At 42.1% G+C, this 25,949-nt stretch carries 19 protein-coding genes and 1 rRNA gene; 11 read left to right on the plus strand and 9 right to left on the minus strand.

Features of this window, described 5'->3' with window-relative positions; genetic code table 11:
• A 16S ribosomal RNA gene (locus ACRD7A_RS06650) occupies window positions 1–999 on the minus strand; the annotation flags it as partial.
• An 809-nt stretch (window positions 1,000–1,808) separates the two neighbouring features.
• Between ACRD7A_RS06650 and ACRD7A_RS06655 the strand changes: the two genes are divergently transcribed.
• A complete protein-coding gene (locus ACRD7A_RS06655; RefSeq protein ID WP_430810353.1) occupies window positions 1,809–3,401 on the plus strand; it encodes an OstA-like protein in 1,593 nt (530 codons plus the stop codon).
• Between the two features lie 83 nt (window positions 3,402–3,484).
• Here the strand turns inward: ACRD7A_RS06655 and ACRD7A_RS06660 are convergent, their stop codons facing one another.
• From ACRD7A_RS06660 to ACRD7A_RS06670, 3 genes are all read right to left on the minus strand, one after another.
• Window positions 3,485–3,706: a DUF2795 domain-containing protein gene (locus tag ACRD7A_RS06660; RefSeq protein ID WP_143304314.1), complete on the minus strand. Its 222-nt coding sequence runs from the start codon at window positions 3,704–3,706 to the stop codon at window positions 3,485–3,487.
• A 212-nt stretch (window positions 3,707–3,918) separates the two neighbouring features.
• A complete protein-coding gene (locus tag ACRD7A_RS06665; protein ID WP_430810354.1) occupies window positions 3,919–4,623 on the minus strand; it encodes an ABC transporter ATP-binding protein in 705 nt (234 codons plus the stop codon).
• A gap of 119 nt (window positions 4,624–4,742) precedes the next feature.
• Complete coding sequence (locus tag ACRD7A_RS06670) at window positions 4,743–5,462, minus strand: O-methyltransferase (protein WP_430810355.1); 720 nt, start codon at window positions 5,460–5,462, stop codon at window positions 4,743–4,745.
• Between the two features lie 335 nt (window positions 5,463–5,797).
• Here ACRD7A_RS06670 and ACRD7A_RS06675 point away from each other — a divergent pair, with 335 nt between their 5' ends.
• A complete protein-coding gene (locus tag ACRD7A_RS06675) occupies window positions 5,798–7,045 on the plus strand; it encodes a hypothetical protein (protein WP_430810356.1) in 1,248 nt (415 codons plus the stop codon).
• A 278-nt stretch (window positions 7,046–7,323) separates the two neighbouring features.
• On the opposite strand, the gene ACRD7A_RS06680 is transcribed toward ACRD7A_RS06675, so the two are convergent.
• Complete coding sequence (locus tag ACRD7A_RS06680) at window positions 7,324–8,511, minus strand: tetratricopeptide repeat protein (RefSeq protein WP_430810357.1); 1,188 nt, start codon at window positions 8,509–8,511, stop codon at window positions 7,324–7,326.
• Between the two features lie 383 nt (window positions 8,512–8,894).
• On the opposite strand from ACRD7A_RS06680, the gene ACRD7A_RS06685 reads away from it, so the two are divergent.
• From ACRD7A_RS06685 to recG, 3 genes are all read left to right on the plus strand, one after another.
• The gene (locus ACRD7A_RS06685) at window positions 8,895–10,433 is read left to right on the plus strand and encodes an arylsulfatase (protein ID WP_430810358.1); all 1,539 of its coding nucleotides are present in this window, start codon (window positions 8,895–8,897) and stop codon (window positions 10,431–10,433) included.
• Window positions 10,434–10,511: 78 nt separating this feature from the next.
• A complete protein-coding gene (locus tag ACRD7A_RS06690) occupies window positions 10,512–11,489 on the plus strand; it encodes an HAD family hydrolase (protein ID WP_430810359.1) in 978 nt (325 codons plus the stop codon).
• A 111-nt stretch (window positions 11,490–11,600) separates the two neighbouring features.
• Window positions 11,601–13,700 (plus strand): ATP-dependent DNA helicase RecG, encoded by a 2,100-nt coding sequence (gene recG / locus ACRD7A_RS06695; protein ID WP_430810360.1) that lies wholly within the window; start codon window positions 11,601–11,603, stop codon window positions 13,698–13,700.
• 10 nt (window positions 13,701–13,710) lie between these two features.
• On the opposite strand, the gene ACRD7A_RS06700 is transcribed toward recG, so the two are convergent.
• From ACRD7A_RS06700 to ACRD7A_RS06715, 4 genes are all read right to left on the minus strand, one after another.
• A complete protein-coding gene (locus tag ACRD7A_RS06700) occupies window positions 13,711–15,678 on the minus strand; it encodes a DUF3858 domain-containing protein (RefSeq protein ID WP_430810361.1) in 1,968 nt (655 codons plus the stop codon).
• Window positions 15,679–15,700: 22 nt separating this feature from the next.
• A complete protein-coding gene (locus ACRD7A_RS06705; protein WP_430817935.1) occupies window positions 15,701–17,518 on the minus strand; it encodes a DUF3857 domain-containing protein in 1,818 nt (605 codons plus the stop codon).
• A gap of 191 nt (window positions 17,519–17,709) precedes the next feature.
• Window positions 17,710–18,399: a head GIN domain-containing protein gene (locus ACRD7A_RS06710; RefSeq protein ID WP_430810363.1), complete on the minus strand. Its 690-nt coding sequence runs from the start codon at window positions 18,397–18,399 to the stop codon at window positions 17,710–17,712.
• Between the two features lie 55 nt (window positions 18,400–18,454).
• Entirely contained in the window at window positions 18,455–19,822 is a 1,368-nt protein-coding gene (locus ACRD7A_RS06715; RefSeq protein WP_430810364.1) for an alanine/glycine:cation symporter family protein, read from the minus strand.
• A 320-nt stretch (window positions 19,823–20,142) separates the two neighbouring features.
• Here ACRD7A_RS06715 and ACRD7A_RS06720 point away from each other — a divergent pair, with 320 nt between their 5' ends.
• The 6 genes from ACRD7A_RS06720 to ACRD7A_RS06745 all read left to right on the plus strand — a co-directional run bounded on the left by ACRD7A_RS06720 (window position 20,143) and on the right by ACRD7A_RS06745 (window position 25,924).
• Window positions 20,143–21,747 (plus strand): fumarate hydratase, encoded by a 1,605-nt coding sequence (locus tag ACRD7A_RS06720; RefSeq protein WP_430810365.1) that lies wholly within the window; start codon window positions 20,143–20,145, stop codon window positions 21,745–21,747.
• A 411-nt stretch (window positions 21,748–22,158) separates the two neighbouring features.
• Window positions 22,159–23,781 carry a phosphoenolpyruvate carboxykinase (ATP) gene (gene pckA / locus ACRD7A_RS06725; protein WP_430810366.1) on the plus strand — a complete coding sequence of 541 codons (1,623 nt, stop codon included), beginning with the start codon at window positions 22,159–22,161 and terminating at the stop codon, window positions 23,779–23,781.
• A 249-nt stretch (window positions 23,782–24,030) separates the two neighbouring features.
• Window positions 24,031–24,258 (plus strand): hypothetical protein, encoded by a 228-nt coding sequence (locus tag ACRD7A_RS06730; protein WP_430810367.1) that lies wholly within the window; start codon window positions 24,031–24,033, stop codon window positions 24,256–24,258.
• Between the two features lie 130 nt (window positions 24,259–24,388).
• Complete coding sequence (locus ACRD7A_RS06735; RefSeq protein WP_430810368.1) at window positions 24,389–25,021, plus strand: DEAD/DEAH box helicase; 633 nt, start codon at window positions 24,389–24,391, stop codon at window positions 25,019–25,021.
• 61 nt (window positions 25,022–25,082) lie between these two features.
• Window positions 25,083–25,490 carry a YchJ family protein gene (locus ACRD7A_RS06740; protein ID WP_430810369.1) on the plus strand — a complete coding sequence of 136 codons (408 nt, stop codon included), beginning with the start codon at window positions 25,083–25,085 and terminating at the stop codon, window positions 25,488–25,490.
• Window positions 25,491–25,648: 158 nt separating this feature from the next.
• Window positions 25,649–25,924 carry a DUF493 family protein gene (locus ACRD7A_RS06745; protein ID WP_430810370.1) on the plus strand — a complete coding sequence of 92 codons (276 nt, stop codon included), beginning with the start codon at window positions 25,649–25,651 and terminating at the stop codon, window positions 25,922–25,924.
• Window positions 25,925–25,949: the final 25 nt, after the last annotated feature.

Genomic DNA, 25,949 nt, shown 5'->3' on the forward strand with positions numbered 1-25,949 from the left:
CTGTCACTCTACATTTAAGTCCAGGTAAGGTTCCTCGCGTATCATCGAATTAAACCACATGTTCCTCCGCTTGTGCGGGCCCCCGTCAATTCCTTTGAGTTTCATTGTTGCCAACGTACTCCCCAGGTGGATAACTTAATGCTTTCGCTTTGTCGCTTACGGTGTATTGCAAACAACTAGTTATCATCGTTTACGGCGTGGACTACCAGGGTATCTAATCCTGTTCGATCCCCACGCTTTCGTGCATCAGCGTCAGTTACAGTTTAGTAAGCTGCCTTCGCAATCGGTGTTCTGTGTTATATCTAAGCATTTCACCGCTACACAACACATTCCGCCTACCTCAAATGTACTCAAGAATAACAGTATCAAAGGCAATTTTACGGTTGAGCCGCAAACTTTCACCCCTGACTTACTATTCCGCCTACGCACCCTTTAAACCCAATGAATCCGGATAACGCTCGGATCCTCCGTATTACCGCGGCTGCTGGCACGGAGTTAGCCGATCCTTATTCATACGGTACCGGCAAATAACTACACGTAGCTATATTTCTTCCCGTATAAAAGCAGTTTACAACCCATAGGGCAGTCGTCCTGCACGCGACATGGCTGGTTCAGACTTGCGTCCATTGACCAATATTCCTCACTGCTGCCTCCCGTAGGAGTCTGGTCCGTGTCTCAGTACCAGTGTGGGGGACCTTCCTCTCAGAACCCCTAGACATCGTCGCCTTGGTAAGCCATTACCTTACCAACTAGCTAATGTCACGCATGACCATCTTATACCACCGGAGTTTTAATTATTAATTGATGCCAATCAATAACATTATGCGGTATTAATCCGAATTTCTTCGGGCTATCCCCCAGTATAAGGCAGGTTTCATACGCGTTACGCACCCGTGCGCCGGTCGTCAGCGGAACCGAAGCTCCCTGTTACCCCTCGACTTGCATGTGTTAGGCCTGTCGCTAGCGTTCATCCTGAGCCAGGATCAAACTCTTCGTTGTATTAAAATTTTAAATATCTATCGAAAATCTTAATAACGCTAATTGACTTCAGGTTTCACTTTTACCTTTCTAATTTAATCGTTTAAATTAGGTACTATCCAATATTTTCAAAGATCTTTCAGATGCCTTGCATCTTAGTGACATATTCAGAATCGAACTGAAACACTAACCATTATGTCTTTCAAAAAAGTCCGGAGTTCGTTGTCCGAAGCCCGTTTTTGCTACTCCCCTCGTTTGTGAAGCGGCTGCAAAGGTAAGGTTTTTTATTCCAAACTTCCAAAATTATTTTTTGATTATTTTGGAGCTTATTTTTGACAGAACAGGCAAGTTATGAACTCTCTTTTTCCATGTCAATAGCCCTTTGCAATTTCATCTTTCAAAATGTATCGATAAGCGCCTAAACCCTTATCAATCGTGCCTTTCAGCAGAACCATTGTCCTCAAAAGCGGGTGCAAAATAACGACGTTTATTTCGCATATCCAAATTAAAAAGGAAGGTTTTTTGAGGCAAAAATCAGACTTGACAGTTTACACGCTGACTTGTCGACTGTTGCACGAGTGTTAAAATATGTTCCTAAAAACAACTCTCCTCATCGCAATAAAATCAACAATACTTACACATTACTTATGACGATGCTAAAAACAAAAATATTCATCACCCCTATTATATACGTGCATAATCATCAATAGTTGTCGTAAGCTATATACACATTCCGAAGCTATAAAAGCAAAGCCGAAGCCTCCGTAACACTAAAATAAACCATATTTTTTTACCAACTTTGCAGCTTACAATATATTGAAACACCAGCAATGCATATCAAAATATTTTTCATTCACATACTCATAAGTATATTAAGTCTCACACAATTGGAGGCACAATCCAAGAACAGAATAAAAATAGATAACGCAAATTCAGGCGAACAACGAAAAAACCTTGGACCCAACGTACGACTCCTACTAGGCAATGTAAAACTAAGGCATGAGAATACTATAATGCACTGCGACAGTGCCTATTTTCACGATTATAAAGACTCAACATTTATCGAAGCCTTTAATCACATTCATATCATACAAAATGATTCCATCCATTTATATGGCGATTATCTAACCTATAGTGGTACAGAAGGTATTGCCCGGGTAAGGCGCAATGTGAAAATACAGAAACAAGATGTTACCGTTTTAACGGAGTACCTGGACTACGACCGGGTGAAGAATTTTGGTTACTATTTTAATGGTGGCGAAGTGTTAAGCGGGCAAAACACCCTTATCAGCGATTTAGGCCTCTACTACCCCGACCTCAGCGAAGTACACTTTAAAGATTCGGTTGTGGTAACAAATCCCAAATACACTATTTTTTCAGACACATTGAAATACCATACCATAACAGAGGTAGCAAGTATTCTGGGCCCCACCTTTATACAAAGTGATGACAACCTTATTTACAGCGAGGATGGTTTTTATGACACCCAAAACGATAAAGCAAAACTCTTCCGTGGGGCAACACAAAGCTATGTTCAGGGCAAGGAAAACACATTAAAGGGCGATACCATCTATTATGATCGTCAGGGTGGAATTGGGGAAGCATTCAGCAACTTTGAACTGCACGATACCACCAATAATATGATGATCAGGGGCAACTATGGATATTATAATGAGTCCACCCAATATGCCCTGGCAACAGAAAAAGCACAACTACTGCAGATTTATCAGCGCGACACCCTCTATTTACATGCCGATACACTGCAAGCTATTCCCCTGCCCGATGAAGAGAGCCAACTCATTAAGGCCTATTACAATGTGAAATTCTTCAGGAAAGATATGCAAGGACGATGCGACTCCATGGTGTATGATATGCGTGACTCAACCAACACCTTTTATAACAGTCCGGTAATATGGGCACAAGAAAACCAAATGACAGCTCAAACCATAAAACTGTTCAGTAGAAACAACGCCCTATACAAAGCCGAACTAATCAATTCAGCCTTTATTATAGCACCGGAGAAAGATAGCCTGCTCTTCAACCAAATAAAAGGGCGAAATATGATCGGTCATATTAGGAACAATGAATTATACCGCATTGATGTGGATGGCAACGGACAAACTATTTATTATCCAAAAGACAGGGAAGCCGTTATTGGTGTTAACCGCGCTGAAAGTAGTACATTATCCATATTCCTGGAGAAGCGTCAAATTACCGGCATTAAGATGCGAACAGAGCCGGGTGGCAATTTAAACCCACCTTATCTATTGCCCGATGAAGATGTTAAGCTTCAGGGCTTCTTATGGCTGGAAGCAATACGCCCAAAGAATAAAACAGACATTTTTAAGCACGTGCCCATGCCTGCCCTCGACGAGTTATCCAAAGACTACGACGACTACCAATTTGGGGACGACAGCAAGTAAGGTACAGTTCGTTTACATTAAGTCAAAAACACAGCAATGAACGATGAAAATAAAAACGGGGGCATTGCCCCCGTTTGCTCTCTCTAATATTCATCTTCATTAAAAAAGAAGTCCTCCTTACTCGGATAATCTGGCCAGATATCCTCAATACTTTCAAAAACTTCCCCTTCGTCCTCAATCTCCTGGAGATTCTCAATCACCTCAAGTGGCGCTCCTGAACGAATTGCAAAATCAATTAATTCATCCTTTGAAGCCGGCCATGGTGCATCTTCCAGTTTAGAGGCTAGTTCGAGTGTCCAATACATAGCAACTCAATTTAACATTAATATAATTGTGTTATTTCTCACTAAACTCATCTGCGAATTTAAAAAAAATTTCCAATCTTACAACTTCGCTTTCATTGTAATTTCAAAAACAATGAAATACTTTGATAAACGACACGATATTACAGTACAAATGGAAACCTATATAACTCTCTAGCAAAGGCGATTTACCCCACAAGACAATACTAATTGCACTACACTACAGTTACCTGTTCATTGATCATATCCGACTCAACAAGACCATCGCGCAAACGAATAATACGATGAGCATGCTGAGCAATATCCTCCTCATGCGTTACAAGGATAATAGTATTCCCCAGTTTATGAATCTCATCAAAGAGGCGCATTATATCAACAGAGGTTTTGGAATCGAGGTTTCCGGTAGGCTCATCGGCTAAAATAATGGAAGGTTTATTGATCAAAGCACGTGCAACAGCAACCCGCTGCCGCTGTCCCCCTGACATTTCGTTGGGTCGATGATGCATGCGGTCACTCAAACCCACACTCTCCATCACTTCCTTACCCCGGGCCTGCCTATCATGCTTGGACACCCCGGCATAAATCAAGGGTAACATGGCATTCTCCAAAGCAGTGTACCGCGGCAATAGGTTAAAAGTCTGAAAAACAAAGCCAATCTCCTTATTCCGGATTTCAGCGAGGGAATCGTCAGTGAGTCGACTAACATCGGTGCCGTTCAGCACATATTGCCCTCCAGTGGGCGTATCCAGCGCCCCAATAATATTCATCAGGGTAGATTTACCCGAGCCTGAAGGCCCCATAATAGCAACATATTCACCTTTGGCGATACTAAGCGATACACTCTGAAGAGCTTTAACAACCTCGGTACCCACCTGATAATGCTTCTTAATTTCGGCTATTTCAATGACGTTAGTATTCATAGAGCTAAGTTTAAGCAAACAAATATAACTTTTTAGAGCTGATTTAAAACAAGACAAAAGATTTTATATCTTATCACAGCACCCTTACCAACTTATCAGGTGAAGCCCCAAAGCCAGAATTAATAACGCACTACAAAATGCTGTTTCTGACATTCTTTCCTAAAAAAGACAATTCCGAGACGAAACAAATCCATGGAAACCGTGACACGGGGGTGCTGACAAATGGTTTCCCAGGCTTCCTCCATCCCCTGTGACCAATGAATATCGTCAAACACAAAAACCGAATGATTATGCGCTTTTGTAAGGCACAGATTAAAATAATCGAGGGTGGCTTCCTTTTGATGATGCCCATCAAAAAGCACAAAATCAAGACTTGACAAATCTGCCAGCAAAGAAGGCAGTACATCCTGAAATTGGCCAATAATTTGCTGCACATTATCACAACCCAACCTTTGAAAGGTCGTGCGAGCTAAGGCAGCTGTTGCTGCACATCCTTCAATAGTAATTACTTTTCGCCGGGTATCAGAAAGGCCAAGGTAGCCACCGCTAATACCCAGCGACGTACCTAACTCAATCACAGTATTTGGCTGAAGCTCGCAAAGCAAGCGATACAATAGCTCACCATAACGTGGCGCTATAGACGAATACCTTGCAATATGCCCAACCTTCCTTCTTCGACGGTTAAAACGTTTACTTCCGGCACCATAGTCTTGCACCTCAATAAACTTATCCGAGCGACACAACTCTTTCCGCAGCACATTTATTGTTTCAAAAGCATAATACGAATGCGGACTGTAAAAAACATCGCGTACCAAATTAAATACAAAAGGGCTATGCAAGCCATAACCTTTATGGTACCGTGCTTTCAAAAGGTATCTCAAATAAGATTTTGCCTGAAAAAAATTCATTTACAAACGCTCCCGGAATTTTATTGAGCACCACCCTTTCTCACTGTAAAATAAAAAGCCATGGTGCTTGTCAAAACTAATTACAATTCACAAAAGGCAAAGGTAAAAAAACAAATTAGTGAGTGAACAGATTGCAATTGAAAAGAACCAAACTACATTCTCAAAAAAGACCTTGCCGCCAAGAAACTCTTTTGTGTAACCTAGTAAACACTTCGCCCCAGCCGTTGTTTACTGATTATAGTATACCGAACATTAGCATCAACTGCATGGAAACTTATTTAACGCAACTATTGGAATTGATAGAAGAGGCAATTACAAAGGCGCCCCACAAAAAATATGATAGTGAGATAGATTTCAACAACATTACCTTGCTTGCACAAGAGTTCCTTCAAAGCAAGGCGGAGAAAATATCTGCTGTGACCGGCATTGAGAAGGTCAATTTTCCATCTCCCGATAAGCTAAATGCAATGCAGATGAAAAATATCGTGAAGGCGCTGGAAAAGCTTCTGAAGGCCTACAACTGGGAGTTTATGTTTCCGGAGCAGATCGATGAAACCAACAAATACCAATACATTCGTGACCATTGGGACACCCAGCAGTTATACTGCAAAGAAGGCATGATGCAAATTGAAACCTGCACCTTTGACGAGCGAAAGTGTCCCTTTCCCGGGCAATGCAAAGTATGCCACAGCTTCAAAACTGATGACGATGACAGCCATCATTTGTGTAAAGGACAAATTGACTTCACCGACCTCATACCGGAATTTCAGCGAGAGGATGATGAAATACGCGATGACGTTGATCGCTTGAAGAAGTTAATGCTGCAACCCAATGATGATTCATTTATTTCCGGCATTTACAATTATTGCGATGGCCGTTGCGAGAAATGCACCTTCACCCATCAATGCAGCTCGTACGCGTTAAACGCACAGTTTGATAAAGTAAAATGCAATGATGATGGCGCAAAACAGCTGAAAGTATTTTTTAAGGCCACCTCTGAGATTATTGAAGAAGAGCTTTCAAACAAAGGCATTGACGTGGAAGAAGCCATGAACCTTATTAAAGAAAATGAGCTGCCCCCGCAGCCTCCCAAACACAGCCTTGAAAAACAAGCAGAGTCGTATGCCGAGAAACTAAACCGCTGGTTTAATTCAAATCAGATGGAAATCGAAAGCCGCATAGTAACCGAGCAGGCTACCGGTCTGAAGGATGATTTTGAGACCATTACCTGGTTTCAGCTATTTATAGCCGCTAAGGTAAACCGAGCCATTAATGGCAAACGCCAATGCAGGGAAGGCGACAATGATGAATTGCAAGACTCACTAGGATCAGCCAAGATTGCCCTTATTGCCATTGACGAATCCATACACGCCTGGAATAACCTGCTAAACGCAATCCCCAGCAAAGAAGACAGTATATTAAGTATGTTACGTCATCTATCCGACTTAAGAGAAGATTTGGAGGGCTATTTTCCGGAGGCGCGAAAATTTATTCGACCAGGGCTGGATGAATAAAAAAATCTGAGAGAGCTTAGGTGGAAAGTGTAAGAATCATGAATAAATTCTAATAGCTTCTCTCAGATATTATCGCAAATAAATTGCGAAAAGTTACCTCCCGTTGCAGGTAAGCCAGTGACTTAACCGGACTTATAATTTTTAATCGCTGTAAAACTATTAATTTATTTGACAGTACGATAGTAACAGTGTACTTTTTTGTATAAAATTCTTAATTTTTTGGAATATCGGCGTATTTTCTACTTAAAAACCCACTCATTCACATGACTCACAAGCTATCACAAGTGCTTTAGGCTTTCGTCAATTGCCTGAAAAGCCTGATGACAAGGGTCAAAAACCTCCTGAAAATAATTACGGGCTTTCTTAATCATACGACGTGCCCGTGCCCGCCTGCCATTTTTGTACAGTAGTTTTCCATAATGGAAATACAAATTTCCACAGGCTTCGGCATCATCGGCACAGGCTACAAGTACTTGCTTATAAACAGTAAGCAGTAAATCAGGTTTACCTACAGAGACAAATATACTGTTCAATTCATCGGGCAAGGTGGGAGTATAGGGGGCACCGAGCAGCAAATCGTAAGCCAACACCCCACTGACACTATCCTTATTAAGCTTTAACTTCGCATTAAGCAAATACAACTCATTGGGCCGATAGTTAGGCTGTAAGCGATTGGCATATTCAAAATAACACTCTGCTCTCTCCGGCTGCTTCGTTTTTAAGTACAAAACACCACTTATGCGGGCGGCATCCGATCGCTCCAGTGAGTCAGCATAGAGCTCATAGGCCCTGACAGCATACTCAATTCCCTTTTGCGGCAAGCCATCGAAAAGGTATGTAACCGCAAGGCTGTAGTTGGTAAGGGCTTCATCGGGTTTTCTGTCAAGCGACATTAAAAACCACTGCTGAGCGGCGTAATAATTTTGCAATATTGATTGATAATATCCAAGGGAATAAAGGCTATAAAAATCGTACACCCCATTTTCAAAGGCCTTCCGATAATAGTGATTGCTCTTTTCGAGTAATACTTCAGATCCCTCACCCCAACGATCACCAAAGTCGTGATACACCCTTGTATAAAAATCGCCCAACGCCTTGGTTATGCGAAAGTCAGCAGGATGAAGTTGCTGCATTTTCAGCAAAACGGAATCCACCTGAAAAATGATGGTTGCGGGTAGCAGTGGCTCCTGCCTCCGCAACTGATCCAATGATTCGCCTGAACGCAGATTGACAAATGAAAAACGCTGATGATAATGACTGGTCAGATGATAATTTAATGCCAAATCAACCTTTTTAAGTACACAATCGGGCTGATCATCACAATGCTTCAGGCACTCAAAGGCACTCAAAAACTGTCCACGTTGAATTAAACTATCTACCCTACCCTGTGCATTAACAGACGACAAAAGCCCGGCAAGTACTGTCGCTGCAATGAGAAAAGTCGTTCGCAAATATTTCTTACCCATAAATTATACTTGAAATAAAGCTGTACAAGGTGCTAATAAATAAAATGACTCACAAAAAAATACGCTATCGCAGCTACTGGAAAGTGAATAAATAAAATGCGATTAACAACTACAGAAGGAAAAAAGCAATCGCTACTATTACGCCATACAAAACCCATCCATCCATAAGGAGCAAGATAACAATACTTAGTTTATCACTAGTAAGATCAAGCCCACACACACTACTAACACACTACAAATCAATAATTGACATTACAGAATATCTCTCGTACTTTTAACCCTGCTCTACTAAAAACTCATCACTCCCTTGATTTTATTATGGCATACAACTTTCTATGTAAATTACAATAAGTACTAAATCATCATTATTAAAAACTGGAATTATGAGAAAACTTGGTTTTATTGGTGCGATTCTACTGCTGGCAATCGTAACTTATGCTCAAAAGAGTAAGCAACCCAACATACTTGTTATATGGGGCGACGACATTGGCCAGTCAAATATTAGTGCCTATACCAATGGTCTGGTGGGCTATAAAACTCCCAACATTGACCGCATTGCCGACGAAGGGATAATTTTTACCGATTATTATGGCGAACAAAGCTGCACTGCTGGTCGATCAAGCTTCATTATGGGACAAAGTGTGTTCAGAACCGGATTAAGCAAGGTGGGCTTACCAGGTGCCGAATTGGGCATGCAAAAAGAAGACCCAACCATTGCCGGCCTACTCAAACCATTGGGCTACGCCACAGGTCAGTTTGGCAAAAACCATTTGGGCGACAAAGACGAACACTTGCCTACCCAGCATGGCTTTGATGAGTTTTTGGGAAACCTCTACCATTTGAATGCCGAAGAAGAACCGGAGCTTCCCGATTACCCAAGAAATCCGGAATTCAGGGAAAAATTTGGTCCAAGAGGAGTTATTAGTTCGTCGGCTGATGGACCCGTAAAGGATACCGGCCCGCTTACCAGGAAAAGAATGGAAACCATTGATGACGAAACAGTGGCTGCAGCTGTTGACTTCATTAAACGAATGGATAAAGCAGGAACACCTTGGTTTGTCTGGTGGAATGGAACGCGCATGCATTTTCGTACACACGTGAAAGATGAGCTGATGAACGATCCGAAATACCAGGGACTGAATGAGTACGCCATTGGTATGATTGAGCACGACATGCATGTTGGCGAGCTACTTGCTGTTTTAGATGAACTTGGTATTGCCGACGAAACCTTAGTTTTCTATAGTACCGATAACGGCCCTCACAAAAATTCATGGCCCGATGCAGCCGTAAGTCCCTTTCGTGGCGAGAAAAACACCAACTGGGAAGGCGGATGGCGTGTTCCTGCAATGGTACGCTGGCCCAAAAACATTGAGGCAGGCTCAGTATCCAATGAGATTATGCACCACATGGACTGGTTACCAACCTTATTGGCCGTTGCTGGTAATGAGAATATTAAAAACGAACTACTCGAAGGTAAAAAAGTGGCTGATAGAACCTATAATGTGCACCTGGATGGGTATAACTTTTTACCCTATCTGACCGGCAAGACTGAAACAGGGCCTCGAGAAGAGATTTTTTATTTCTCGGATGATGGCGACCTGACAGCTCTACGATATAAAGACTGGAAAATGGTTTTTATGGAACAGCGCAAATATGGCACACTTGGTGTTTGGTCAGAGCCTTTTGTAGAGCTGCGGATTCCCCTCATCTTTAACTTAAGACGCGACCCATATGAACAAGCTCCGCTTACCTCCAATACTTATTACGATTGGTTACTCGATCATGCATTTATGCTTGTTCCTGCTCAAGCCTATGTGGGAAAATTCCTTTCAACTTTTAAGGAATATCCACCGCGGCAAGAGGCTGCTAGTTTCAGTTTGAGCCAAGTAATGGAAATGATGAAAACTCCAACAAACAATTAAATTAAACCTACCATTTCATATTCTCATGGCGTGCAGCGGGCTGTACGCCATGAATTACCCTCCTAAACACTCACGAAAATGCGTATTTCAGTACTTGTATTTAGTTTTACATTCCTATTGGCCTGCAACCAACCTGCGAAACACAATTACAATACATCAAAGGCCTTACTATCTTGGAACAACACACCGGTGAAAGAGCAAATTTTTTCATTTGTAAAAAAAGTAACCGATCCATCATCAGTTGATTACGTGCCTGTTGAAAATCGGGTTGCTGTATTTGATAATGACGGAACACTATGGAACGAAAAGCCACTGTACATTCCGTTGGAATTTGAAATCAATAACATTCAAACAAAGCTTGCTGGCGACACATCATTACTGTCCAATGAATTATACAAAGGCTTAGCGGAGGGTAACCTGGCCATTATGAAAGACTACAACACATTTAACCTAATTACACAACTATTTGCGTTACATAATGGTCAAAATGAAGATAAGTACAAAGAGTCCGTCTATCATTTCCTTTCCCATAACCTTCATCCAAAATTTGAACGCCCCTTTAAAGAAATGGTGTACCAGCCAATGGTTGAATTGGTTCATCACCTACAACAACACGATTTTGAAGTATATATCGTTACAGGAGGAGAAATTTCTTTCGTCAGAACCATCTCCAAAGAAATATATAACATCCCGGTTGAAAATGTGATAGGCAGCAGTGTAAAACTTAATTACATTTCCGATGAACAGGGCGTCAGAATAATTAGAACAGGCACAATTCAATCGGCCAATGACAAACACGTAAAACCCTGTAACATTGAACTGCATATTGGTAAAAAGCCAATTTTTGCTGCCGGTAATAGCGATGGAGACTATGAAATGATGGAGTATACACTAGCTGGCGATGAGCCTTCCATGGCTATTTTGGTGCATCACGATGATGCAGAAAGAGAATACAGCTACATGCATGGCACCGAAAAAGCAGTTACAGATGCCAACAGCAAGGGATGGCATGTCATCAGTATGAAAAAAGACTTTAGACAAATCTTTCCGGATTAAGAACACTACTATAGGTTTTTATGCTCAGCCTTTCCTTAATAAGATGGGCTTGGCGTTCTGCTTTTGAACCAAAACGCTAACCATTTTAAAGGAATTATTATTTTTGCATCTATGTCAGACTTAGCGATGCAAAATATAAACTACCTGCCGGGCGTTGGCCCCAAAAAGGCCGAACTGTTAAAGCAGGAGCTTAAGATTGCATCCTACGAGGATATGCTCTATTATTTCCCTTATAAATACATTGACCGTAGTAAGTTTTATCAAATAAGAGAGGTTAATGCCAAGCTGCCTTACATACAGGTAAAGGGTCGGTTTACCGCGCTTAACACAGTGGGCACCGGCCGTCAAAGCCGCCTCACCGCAACTTTTACCGATGGTACAGGCGTACTGGAACTTGTGTGGTTCAAGGGTCATAAATATGTAAAAGAAGGCATCAGCTCCGAAAACGAGTATATTGTTTTTGGCAAGCCCTCTTCCTTCAACGGTAAAATAAACATTGTGCATCCCGAGTTGGAAAAAGTCAGCGAAACACAGGTGAAGATAACATCGGCACTACAGGCTTTTTACAATACTACGGAGAAAATGAAAAAGGGCTTTTTAAATTCCAAAGCCATTCAGAAGCTACAGCAAAATATATTCCTGTCATTTCAGGGAAAAGTAAGTGAAACACTGCCGGCCTCCATCATTGAGCGATACAAGTTTCTGAATCTACACGAATCATTAAAGGCTATTCATTTTCCGCCCAATGCACAAATATTGGAGAAGGCACAGCTGCGCCTAAAGTTTGAAGAGCTATTTTATATTCAGCTAAATATATTGCGACAACGCAACCAACGCACACGCGCCATCAAAGGGCATCTATTTGGAAAAGTGGGTGATTACCTCAATTCTTTTTACAGCCAGAAAATACCCTTTGAACTAACCAATGCACAAAAGCGCGTTATTAAAGAAATACGCCGCGACATGGGTAGTGGCAAGCAGATGAACCGGCTACTACAGGGCGATGTGGGCTCGGGCAAAACATTAGTGGCGCTGATGGTGATGCTGATTGCATTAGACAATAAGTATCAAACCTGCCTGATGGCACCCACAGAGATACTGGCCACCCAACACTTCGAAACCATCAGCGAGATGGTTGATGGCTTAAATATAAAAGTAGCCTTACTAACGGGCTCCTCTAAAAAGAAAGAGCGCGAACAGATCGACAAGGATCTTCAATCGGGTGAGCTTCAGATACTCATTGGCACCCATGCCCTTTTGGAAGATAAGGTAATATTTAACAACCTGGGTCTAGTGGTGGTGGATGAGCAGCACCGCTTTGGCGTAGCACAACGTGCGCGCTTGTGGCGTAAAAATACCCAGCCCCCTCACATACTGGTGATGACGGCCACACCCATCCCACGCACCCTGGCCATGACTATCTACGGCGACCTGGAAGTATCAGTCATCGATGAATTACCCCCGGGACGTAAACCCATCGAAACAGCCCATTATTTTCACAACCGACGCAATAACCTCAACAAATTTATCAAGGGCGAGCTGGACAAAGGCCGACAAGTGTACGTGGTTTATCCACTCATTGAGGAGTCGGAGAAGATGGACTTTAAAAATCTGGGCGAAGGCTATGAGTATATGCAACGCGTATTCCCCGATTACAAGGTGAGCATGGTACATGGCCGCATGAAGCCGGCCGAAAAAGATGCCGAGATGCAGGAGTTTGCCGCCAATCGCTCGCAGATACTGGTTTCAACCACCGTGATTGAAGTGGGCGTGAATGTACCCAATGCTTCGGTGATGGTAATTGAAAGCGCCGAACGCTTTGGCCTGTCGCAGCTCCATCAGCTACGCGGCCGCGTGGGGCGCGGTGCCGATCAAAGCTATTGCATCCTGATGACCGACTATAAGCTATCGGAAGAGACCCGCAAGCGTATGGACATTATGACCCGCTCGACCGATGGCTTTGAAATTGCCGAGGCCGATTTAAAACTGAGGGGGCCGGGCGACCTGGAGGGCACCCAGCAGTCAGGCCTGCCCTTTACCTTAAAAATTGCCAACCTGGGGCGCGATGGCCAAATATTACAGTTTGCCCGCCAGGTGGCCGAAGCCATATTAAGCAACGACCCCCTGCTGGAGAAACAAGAAAATTTCATCCTCGATAAACAGCTAAAAAAACTGGCCAGTGAAAAGATGAACTGGAGCATGATTAGTTAAGGCATAACCATTAAAGTTCTGCCAGCTCTTCATCTTCGATTAAAATTATCTTTGTATTAATTTTTGATGCCACCGTATTCATAAAATTCTTCAACTCGCGATAATCACTGGCCAAATAACTTTGCTTTTTAAAGTTATAGCTGGCAATAATCTGAATACTCCCTTCGGCTTCCGTTACCACAAAATTAAATGCAACATTATCCGAATTAATCTTTTGCTGGGTCGGTAACTCCTCAATGCGATAACCTTTGGGCACTTGAATAGTTGTTATGTAACGATAGCCTTGCCGATACACCATATCAATTGGCAATGAACGATTTTCCTGTTTAAAAGGGTTATCATTTTGTGTTAAATTAGCAAAAGGAGAAATAATTAATTGATTATCAACCCTATCGATACTTTGAGAAAATTCAAAACTATACTTGAATGGCAAAGCCTTATCATATAGATTATCCGGCTCAATCTCATCCTTAATCGTTAAGCCCTTTTGGGCTATTCTTCTTTTAAATTTCTCTTTATCATTATGAAACCCGCTCCTGTTTGCCAGTGCCATGTAACCGGTACTTTTAGCTTTGCAAAGGCCTGCTAGCTGATTTTCTTCAACATCAAGATGTAAGGACAGATTAATCTCCTCAAGTGATGTTGCACTGTTGGCGATTGTCACCCAACTTTCACTATCTTCCTTTACTACAAAGCCTTTTCCATTAATACATCGGGCAGGTATCAGGTGATTAGGACACATAGACTGAGTTGCATCAACCAAACGCACCCTACCATCTACTTCAACTAAAACTAATACATAGTTAAATAAGTTGGAATAGGGAAATGAGTCGGTAACTTTACCATTATCGCGCGTACTAACAATCACCGGGAAAGCTTGCAAGCCGACAGAACGTAATGCTCCAATGGTACATAAATTTATATTGCCAATATTTCCGGTATTATTCTCATTGAACTCCTTTAATGAATACTGAGCATACTTCCCATAGTATTCATTCCATTTATAATTGGTTTTCATATAGTTTAACACCTCACCAAGGCGCTCTTCCTCGGCCATTTCTGCTAAATATGAAAGGTTTTTATCGGCCCACTTTTCTGATCTTTTCAGGTATTTACCAAAGTCATCATGATCTAGCATTTCCTCCGCCAAGGATGGCCAGGTATTCATGTATGTTTTAGTATATCCGGATGGATAATTGATTTCTGACATTTGGAAATCAATCTTTATTATATAATCATTTCTCGATGATATAAAGGTTTCATCACGAAAAGAAGGTACATTCTTCATCCCGAACTCATACACCATGTCTTTAAAGGGGATATTGGCAAAAGTACGCTCAAATCCGGGTTTCTTGTAACTCTTAAAATGATCCATTTTAGTGGTTCCCTGCATACGGTAACGATAGGAATAGAATGGAATCATATTCACTTTGTATTCACTATACAGGGTTGGGATATTGGTTTGAAAATCCCAATCTCGCAAATGTGTATAAAAAGGAGAATAGATGGAATATTGCACATCAATAATGGAACCTTCTTTAATCTGCGGCATGGCAAATTTTTTCACGTACCAATTGTTATTAATCTCTTCCTGGTACACCTGATCGGGGTCAAGTGCTACTTTCTTTAAAATACCATCCTCATGGTTGAAAGTAAATGCGTTTACTTGTTTCAACTTTTCAAGTCCTTCTTTCGTTCGGTATAATGCAATCTCAAACTCACCCTGATCAAAGGCCGCCTCGTTAAAAATTTTAATCCGCACGTGTCGGTCAAAACGCAACACAAAACCGTCAACCTCCTGTACAAACCAAGAATTACCCTTGTCAAATAACACCACGGCGGGGGCATCTTCTTCGAAATCACATTCTTTAATTTGCAGTTCTTCAGGCTGTAAAAAACCAAACTTAACATCCTGGGCATTAACACTGAAACTGATAAATAATAAAAATAATGAGTAAGCTATAAATATTTTTTTCATCGTTTGTGGGGTATTAGTAACATTATAAATATTTTACAATTCCTTTTTGTAATTCAGCATTGTTACAAGCTTTAATAAAGGCATAAGCCTGGGGGTATTCCTCCACCGGAACAATGCCCGCCTCAATAAGCACCTGCCGATGCACCCGCAGACAATTGCCTTCCACCCTAAGCTCCCTTTTATAATAGCCATACTCCGATTCGAACTGAAGTGATTTGATGCCGGAAACGTCTGCTATTGCCTTAGGCATTTCATACACAATCGTATCACAGAAGCTGTAGGGATAATCAAAACGCAATTCCTGAGTTCTCTTCTCGGGTTTATCAAGATGAAAGACAATGGGACGAATGGGTTTCAACAATAAGCGAGCGCCTATTTTCTCAACTGCATTATTTAGTGTTGCTTCCATGCTGATATCTATAAATGCAGAATCGGAGTCTGTGCGCTTCATTTCATAACTTTGTATATCGCAACGTTCAAACAAACCCAAATCTTCCAGATATCCTATTTTATCACGCTCCGACAAAGCTTCATTTAACCCTTTCAGATAACTAAAAAGCAGCCCCTTCGCTCGTCCAGTACATACCATGCCTACCTCTCCGGAATCGTCAACCGTAACTTTAGTGCTAAAATAATTACCAACCTGCTCTGCCCTAAGACTCGGCGTACGGGTAAGCTTACTGTTTTCTCCATCTACTAAAAGCACTGAACGATTTTGGGTAGAAGTACCCAAATAATTAAAAGGGGCCGTGCTATCCGTACATTCAAGCCATATCGTATCATTAGCTTGTGGGACACAGAGTATCACATGATTAAACTGCTGAGATGGATAGTCTGTCCTAATTTTTACGGGATGAGAATCAGCATACACCAGTGTGTAAATGGAATTGATACCCACCTCCTTCAGCAGGGCCTGCATATAGTTAGTCAGGGCTTTGCAATCACCATATTTATTATTGCACACATACATCGCACTTTCAGGCATCAGGCCTCCTATATCTAAGGCTACATTGATATAACGGGTGTTATTTTGCAAATGCTGATACAGTACTTTTATCTTTTCTATGTCTGTGGCACAGTTTTGCGTTAAAGCATGAACCTTTGCCCTCTCTTCATTTGTCAAAAGATCGAGGTTAGATTTTAACCTACTCATCCAAAGCCCAAAACTCCTCCAGTTGTGAAGGCTACCCTTTATGCCATATTTAAAATCTTTCGGTACTATAATAACCTTTGCTGCCAGCTCCTCTTTCCGTGGTCCATACTTTTCTCTTTCCACGTAGGGTATATCTTTAGCCTGCCATTGGTAGCGATAGCCACTTGATAGTTCAGTGATTTTAGCTGAATCAATACCCTGCTGAAAAAGCTCAAAACTTGCTTCCCCGGGCACCTCAACTGTTAGCTCGGCATCTTTAACAGGAACTTTTTTCTGCCAGCGAGGAATCCAGTAAGCTAAAAATAAATAATCATTACGCTCCTGCGTATAGCTATACTTAATAACGTAAGGGTAACGATTATGAATTAGCTTAAAAGACAATATCATATCGTCGCCATGAAATTGTCCACTCGAATAGGCGTGAGAATGTATAATGTCTTTTCTCTTTAACGAACGTATTTCATCACCCATCAAATCGTAAATACCTGCTTCCAATTCCTTAATATTATTGCCCTTGACATAAGAAATATCAATTTCGGCGAATTCGGCGCCTTTGGCTGTATTTATCTGAATTTCAAACTCAGCATGTTCAATAACCTTATTACCCGTATATTTTATGGAAGTAAGCCTTTTATTAATCTGGCAATCGGGCAGCTGGGCATACAATGAGGACTTTACTATTATCAATAGTAAAAAAATGAGGGGTAGGCGCATTATTTTTTTCTTTGAAGATAGTATTTTTGTTAAAAACTAACCAAAATACTTCATACTTACAATAACTTAACGACTGATCGCATAGCGCTTATCCAACAAGTTGTGAAAAAAAAGGGTCGTGTAAGATGTAAGAATAACAACACAACCCTTTTCTATTAGAACTTTTATCGCTGACTAATATCACCTGCACCTGACTCATTCAGCTCCTTGAGGTCTGGTTTCCCATAGTAGTCAATATCGCTGCCCCCACTGGCCTTGGCGATAATCTCCTTTTCAGCCCATACAATAGCTTCTGCACCACCCGATGTGGTAACTTTCACCTTTTGTGCTTTGAGCTCACGGGCATGAATATCAGATCCACCACTTGCCGTAGCCTCCAACTGATCGCATTGCCCCTTCACCTTAATATCGGCACCGCCAGAACTTATCAGGGTCAACACACGGCTTCGCAGCTCCATATAAATATCAGCTCCTCCACTGGCATTTAATGTAACGGAAGCTCCTTTTATCACATTCTGTCCATACACATCTGCACCACCACTGGCACTCAGGTTTTCCAACTGTGCGGCAGATACATATACCTTGGGTGCTGCACCGGTAATCCAGTTCCAGCCACTGCTGCCCTCCATGTACACCTTTAGCGTATTGCCCTGTACTTTGGTAATCAAACGATGCAAATCATCCTTGGAGCAAACTACCTCCACCTTTGTTTCCGATGCCTGCGTATAATACAGGTCAATGCCGGACGAAACGTCCACACTTACAAACTCGCTTACCGAACGTAGTTCCTTTTCTTGTCCCGCGATGACACTCGTGAATAATAGTGCCATCACCATCAATGCAATATTCCTCATAGTTGTGGTTTTATATTAAAAAAGACGCATTATTATGACTTCCGGTTACAGGCTCTTATTTTTTCTTTTCTGCTTTCAATCGTTTAAAATAATCATTGGTGGCTCTTTTTACATGAGGCGCCAATATAATGGCAGCAATCATATTGGGGAAGGCCATTAATGCATAAGCTGAATCGATAAACGCAATCACTACATCAATGGATACAACGGCAGCTACAACTGCACTTATCACACTTAGCACATTATAAATATTCCGCGATTTTGTACCAAACAAATACGAAGAGCACTTATTTCCATAATAGGGAAAAGTAAACAAAGTTGACAAGGCAAAAAACATTACACAAATAATCAGCAAGTATGGTCCGTACCCGGGAATAGCTTTATCAAAGGCCAAAGCGGTTAAGGTGATACCATCGGCATCGCTCGTTTGCCACACATCGGTTACCAAAATAGCCAGCGCCGTCATGGTACACACAATCAGCGTATCCACAATAGGCCCCAGCATAGCCACCAAACCCTCGCGCACAGGCTCGTTGGTCTTGGCTGCACCATGTGCCAGCGGCGCCGTACCAATACCTGCCTCGTTAGAGAAGGCTGCCCGCTTAATACCCGTGATAATAAGAATGCCCACGGCGCCCCCCAGCACCGACTCTGCCTCAAAGGCATCGGTAAAAATTAGTACCAAGGCACTCCACAACTTATCGGGATGAGAAAAAATAATAAACAGCACCACCAACACATACAGCAATACCATGAAGGGCACGATACCTGCCGTTACCTTGCCAATGCGTTGAATACCCCCAAAAATAACAACTGACATGCATGCCGCAATAATAATACCCGAAATAAAATCGCTAGTAAAGCCGGTAGTAATACCATTGGGCTCCAATACAATATCGCGAAACACCTGTGTTAGTTGATTACTCTGAAAAACCGGAAAGACAGCAAACATAGCGGCCACAGCGAAAAATACGGCCATGGGCTTCCATCGTTTTCCCAATCCTTCGGTGATAATATACATGGGACCACCCTGAACTTCGCCAGCATCATCCTTACCACGAAACATGACAGCCAGGGTGCCGGTAAAAAATTTGGTGGAAACCCCCAATAGTGCACTGATCCACATCCAAAAGATCGCACCGGGGCCTCCGGCCATTATTGCCACCGCCACACCACTGATATTACCCATACCTACCGTAGCAGCCAAGGCCGTTGATAATGCCTGAAAATGATTAATCTGTCCGGCCTCATCCGCCTGATCATATTTTCCACGAAGAATGGCCACAGCATGAGCAATATGCCGAAAGGGCATAAGGCGACTGTAAATCATAAAAAAGAAACCACCACCCAAGAGCAATATTAAGAGTGGCGTTCCCCAAATAAACTCACTAAATTCGATAATCCGTTGTTCAAAATCTTTCATCACAGAAAGATAAAAAAAACTACAAAACGAAACAAAATGAATTGACATGCACCATCACCCCACGATTATCTGATTATGAGCAGACTATATATTTCAACCCGTTTCATTTACAGCCCTGCCTTTATATTTTTTTAACGCTAATAAAGACCTTTTTCCTTAATCAATGTTGAATTATATTTTAGATTTGCATAACAAGGGGCGAAAAAAGCAATATTCGCCTAGCTGAATACGAATTACAAAATAACTAATCGTGCTTAAGCCAGTAGTTTCGTGTCATCCTCACAAACTAATGACTTCTGCCCAATAACCAATTTCAAGTTATGGCTGATTTTAAATACCAAAAACCGTTTCCAATCTTAAAAGATACAACGCCGTATCGTTTGATTACCAAAGATTATGTTTCAAGCATTGAAGTGGATGGCCGAAAGATCTTAAAGATTGATCCCAAGGGCCTGGAGCTCCTATCAAAAGAGGCTTTTGCAGACGTTTCGTTTTACCTACGCCCAACGCACCTGCAAAAACTGGCCAATATTCTTCAGGACGAAGAAGCATCGGATAACGATCGCTTTGTGGCACATACCATGTTGATGAATCAGGTGGTAACCGCCGAGGGCGAACTACCCACTTGTCAGGATACCGGAACCGCTATTGTTCTCGGAAAAAAGGGAGAGAACGTATTTACAGGTGCCAACGATGCCGAACACCTGTCAAAAGGCGTGTTTGAAACCTATCGCGATCGCAACCTGCGTTACTCACAAGTGGTTCCGTTCTCTATGTTTGATGAGAAAAATACGGGAACGAACTTACCGGCACAAATCGATATCTATGCCGAACAAGGTAATCAGTATGAATTTCTCTTCATGACCAAGGGAGGCGGATCGGGTAATAAAACTTTCCTATATCAGCAGACCAAAGCATTGCTAACCGAGGAAAACCTGACAAAATTTGTGCAGGACAAAATTAAAGATCTTGGTACCTCTGCCTGCCCACCTTATCACCTGGCATTGGTTATTGGCGGTACCTCTGCCGAAGCAACATTAGCAGCCGTGAAAAAAGCATCGGCCGGATATTTTGACCATCTACCTACTGAAGGCAACGAGGGAGGACAGGCTTTCCGTGATTTGGAGTGGGAAGAAAAAGTACAGAAAATTTGCCAGGAAAGCACTGTTGGTGCTCAGTTTGGCGGTAAATATTTTGTGCATGATGTGCGTGTTATCCGCATGCCTCGTCACGCTGCCTCTTGCCCCGTTGGCCTTGGCGTAAGCTGCAGTGCCGACCGCAACATCAAGGCAAAAATTACCGAGGAAGGCATTTTTGTTGAAGAATTGGAGAAGAATCCATCTCGTTTTGTTCCGAAAGAGGCACCACATATGGCACCGGCGGTTAATATCGACCTGGATCAACCTATGGAAGATGTTCTTAAAGAGCTTAGCAAGCACCCCATTAAAACGCGCCTGAACCTTTCGGGCACCCTTATTGTGGCACGTGATATAGCACACGCACGCATCAAGCAAATGCTAGATGAGGGCAAAGAAATGCCCGAATATTTTAAGAATCATCCGGTATATTACGCCGGTCCTGCTAAAACACCAAAGGGCATGGCATCAGGTAGCTTCGGTCCCACCACGGCCGGTCGTATGGATCCTTATGTTGATCTATTTCAGAAAAAAGGTGGCTCCATGATTATGGTAGCCAAAGGAAACCGATCGCAAGATGTTACCGACGCCTGCAAAAACAATGGCGGCTTTTATCTGGGCTCCATCGGTGGACCGGCAGCCATATTAGCAAAAAACAGCATTAAATCGGTTGAAGTAGTGGATTTTGAAGAACTGGGCATGGAAGCCGTGCGCAAAATCAAGGTTGAAAACTTCCCCGCATTCATCATTGTGGATGATAAGGGCAATGACTTCTTCGCTAAACTATAATCAAAGTATCCTACCATAAAAAGGTGCAGCTGAAATCAGCTGCACCTTTTTTTTTGCGACATCTCAGAATGCACAACAATTACGATTTGGAAGTCGTATTGAATACTTATTTCTTTAATTAATTTTTTATCCCTCTATATCAATACGTTACACCACTTACAAAAACAAAGCTTAACAATTACTTGTTTATTTAACAACAATTAACAAACCTTAGCGTATTGTTTCATATTTCTTTGATGAAAAACATCTAATCAACTGATAATAAAGATGAATTTTCATCATTTTTATTCTATTAACATCGAAAAATCTGTTAAACATTTAAAGATATTAGGATATTTTTATCACAATCAAGTCACACTAAACCCCAATTAAATTTCTATTTGAAAGCAAACCCAATTAATGAAACACAAAATGGAAGCAGTAAAATCAACAGTTCAGCTAAAGAAGTATGGCATTGTGAACGAGCAAAACATCATTTACAATCCGTCCTATGAAGATTTATATTTAGATGAATTGAACAAGGAATTAGAGGGTTATGAAAAAGGCCAACTAACCGAGTTAGGCGCAGTAAACGTGATGACCGGTAAATTCACAGGCCGCTCTCCAAAAGATAAGTACATCGTTAAAGATGAAATCACCAAAGATACTATCTGGTGGACTTCCGAACAGGCCAAAAACGACAATAAACCGATCTCGCCGGCGGTATGGAAAACCATCAAACAAGACGTTTGCCTGCACCTTTCAGACAAAAAGCTATATGTCATTGATACTTTCTGTGGTGCCAATGCCAACTCCCGACTGAAGGTACGCTTTATTACGGAAGTGGCCTGGCAGGCCCATTTTGTGAAAAATATGTTCATCCGCCCCAGTGCTGAGGAATTATCTACTTATGGAGAACCAGACTTTGTGGTACTGAATGCCTCCAAGATGCGAAATAAAAACTGGAAAGAGCAAGGGCTTAACTCTGATGTTTTCACCATCTTCAATCTTACTGAACGCATGCAGATTATTGGTGGCACCTGGTATGGCGGCGAAATGAAAAAAGGTATTTTTGCCATGATGAATTACTACCTTCCCTTGCGCGGCATGGCAGCAATGCACTGCTCAGCCAACCGCGGAAAAGACGGTGATGTAGCCATCTTTTTCGGCCTGTCGGGCACGGGCAAAACCACCCTGTCGACCGACCCCAAGCGCGCCCTCATCGGCGATGACGAACACGGTTGGGACAATGAAGGTATTTTTAATTTTGAAGGCGGCTGCTATGCCAAAACTATCAACCTGGACAAAGAAAGCGAGCCGGATATTTACCATGCGATACGAAAGCACGCACTGCTGGAAAATGTAACGGTGGATCAAAATGGCAAAATCGATTTCGACGACAACTCAGTCACAGAAAACACACGAGTATCCTACCCGATCTATCACATCGACAACATCGTTAAACCGGTTTCTAAAGCCGGCCATGCAACGAAAGTTATATTCCTAACAGCAGATGCCTTTGGGGTAATGCCGCCTGTTTCGAAGCTATCTCCGGAGCAAATGCAATACCACTTCCTGTCGGGCTTCACGGCTAAACTGGCAGGTACTGAACTAGGTGTAACCGAACCCCGCCCTACCTTCTCGGCCTGCTTTGGCGAAGCCTTCCTGTCACTGCACCCCACCCAATACAGCACCGAGCTGGTAAAAAAAATGGAGCAACACGGTGCAAAAGCCTATCTGGTGAACACGGGTTGGAACGGAACCGGTAAACGCATCTCCATTCAAGATACGCGCGCCATCATTGATGCCATACTCGACGGCAGCATCGAAAAAGCAGAAACAAGCACTATTCCTATTTTCAATTTGGAAATACCCAAATATCTGCACGATGTTAATCCCGAAATAATGGATCCGCGTAATACTTACAAGAATCCCGGGGAATGGGATAAAAAGGCAAGGACATTGGCGAAAAAATTTATTACCAACTTTAAAAAATACACCGACACCCCTCAAGGGCAAACACTTGAGAAGGCCGGACCCATCATTAAAGAGTGAAAAAAGCAATTACAAAACGGTGTTATCCAAGGGATAATACCGTTTGTTTTATACCTCCCAAACACACAAAAACCTCCGTTTTTTTTGGCACACTTATTGGTGCAACATCAATCAACGATCATCATCAGCTGCTTAGCATTTCGTTAGACAACTACTAGCACACTACAAGAAAGTTATTAATTGTTAAAAATGAAACCTCAATAAAGAATTTTGGTATAATTGTCAAAAATTAATTTAAAAATGTCAGCTATGAATCTTCGTATAACATCAAAAGCCAAGAATAAGCAAATAGCATTTTTAATTGCCTTAGATAATTTTATTACCAAGCGCAACAATACAAAAGCATCCATTTTAATAAAACGCCTTCACCAATACATGGAGAAGCAAAATCCGGAATTTAGCTTTCAGATAAAGCAGGTTTCAGATAGCAGCATTGAGATGTATACCGATAAGAATCTAATTGCTTATTACGCCTAAAAAATAACTTTAACATGTGATGGACAGGGTACAATAACTTGTTCGACACAATTACGCAATGGCCTTTTCAAACGAAGGCCATTTGTGTTTTATTACTTTTCACCATCTTTGCAGTCAAAGAATCGTAGTAATGAAACTTAAGAAAATATTCCCCCCACTGGCATCAGCCCTTGTTGATGCCGGTTTTGAGCATTCACCCAAAACAATTCAATCACTGTGTATCCCGAAAATAAAATCGGGTGCCGACCTGTTCTGCATTGCCCCCACCGATGCAGGCAAAACAAGCTGTGCCATCATTGGCACTATCCAACAGCTCAAGGAAGCCTTTGAAGAAGCTCCCCGTGCCATCATTATCACATCGAGCAAAGAGAAAGCCTTCGCACTGGAGGAGCAGTTTAAAGTACTGGGTAAAAACACCAATTTACGTACCTTCGTAGCCTTTGATCAAGGCATACTACAATATCAAAAAGATGAAATATACGACGGACTGGATGTACTTATCTGTACGCCCAAACGTCTGATGGAATTGGTCAACATCAACGGAGTGCCCATGACACAGGTGAAGCTGCTAATTGTTGACGATGCCGACTTGGTGATACGCAACACGCACCATGCCATTATTTACCGCATAGCCGATGGACTCAAAAATGCTCAGGTACTCTTCTTTGCCGATCAATGGCACCAAAGCTTTGATACGGTTGAGGAGCGCATCATGAAAGGGCCACACATCATCAACACCCTGAATGATATTGAACAGGACTAAGCACGCACCGCCGTACACAAAACAGCTAAAACAATACAAAAAACCATTAAGGCACAACACATTGATACAAGAAAGCCAAGAAAAATGCCCCTGCGGAATCGGCATTGCCTATTCGGCATGCTGCGCACCTTTTATCGAAGGAGCAGATAATGCCCCCACAGCCGAAAAACTAATGCGGTCGAGATACACCGCTTTCACCCGGGCCGCAATTGATTACCTAATGAAAAGCCACCATTCCAGTACTCGCCCTGTTCGCGAGAAAAACAGCATACGCCAATGGACTCAGTCAGTGCAATGGATAGGGCTAACAGTGATTAATTCAGATGCCGGACAGGCAAATGATAACACCGGCATGGTTGAGTTCAAGGCCGTATATATGGAAGAGGGGCAGCTAAAGGCCATTCATGAGCAGTCCTTATTTCGTAAAGAAAAAGGAATGTGGTACTATGTATCGGGCCAACATTATTAAGCCTCGCCTTTTTAAATTACTTTTGTAAGCCTAATGCAGACACGCCAAAAATAATCTAGGTGCCAAGCTGTAAATATCAAAATGAATTTAAAGCCAGTTAAAAAAACTTTGCCAACAAGCACAAAAATCTTATTTATTAGATTCTAAAATTCAGAACCATGTCGATAGAAAAGAAATATGAAAAGTTGAAAGCCCTGCTGACTGAGAACAAAAAATGGCCCCTGCTATATATGTTTAAGTTTATTGCCCCCAATCAGGACGGCAAGGTGCAAGATGTTGTTGACCTATTGCCCAAGCATGGCACAGTAACTTATAAGCACACGAAAAACTTAAAATATGTATCGGTAACCTGCAAAGCAAGCATGAAAAGCGCCGATGCCATTATTGAGGTCACCAGCAAAATTTCGGAAATCAAGGGAGTTATCAGCCTCTAAAGACCTGACACCTAACCCCTCCCTA

The sequence above is a fragment of the Carboxylicivirga longa genome (genome assembly GCF_050589825.1).
Lineage (GTDB): Bacteria > Bacteroidota > Bacteroidia > Bacteroidales > Marinilabiliaceae > Carboxylicivirga > Carboxylicivirga longa.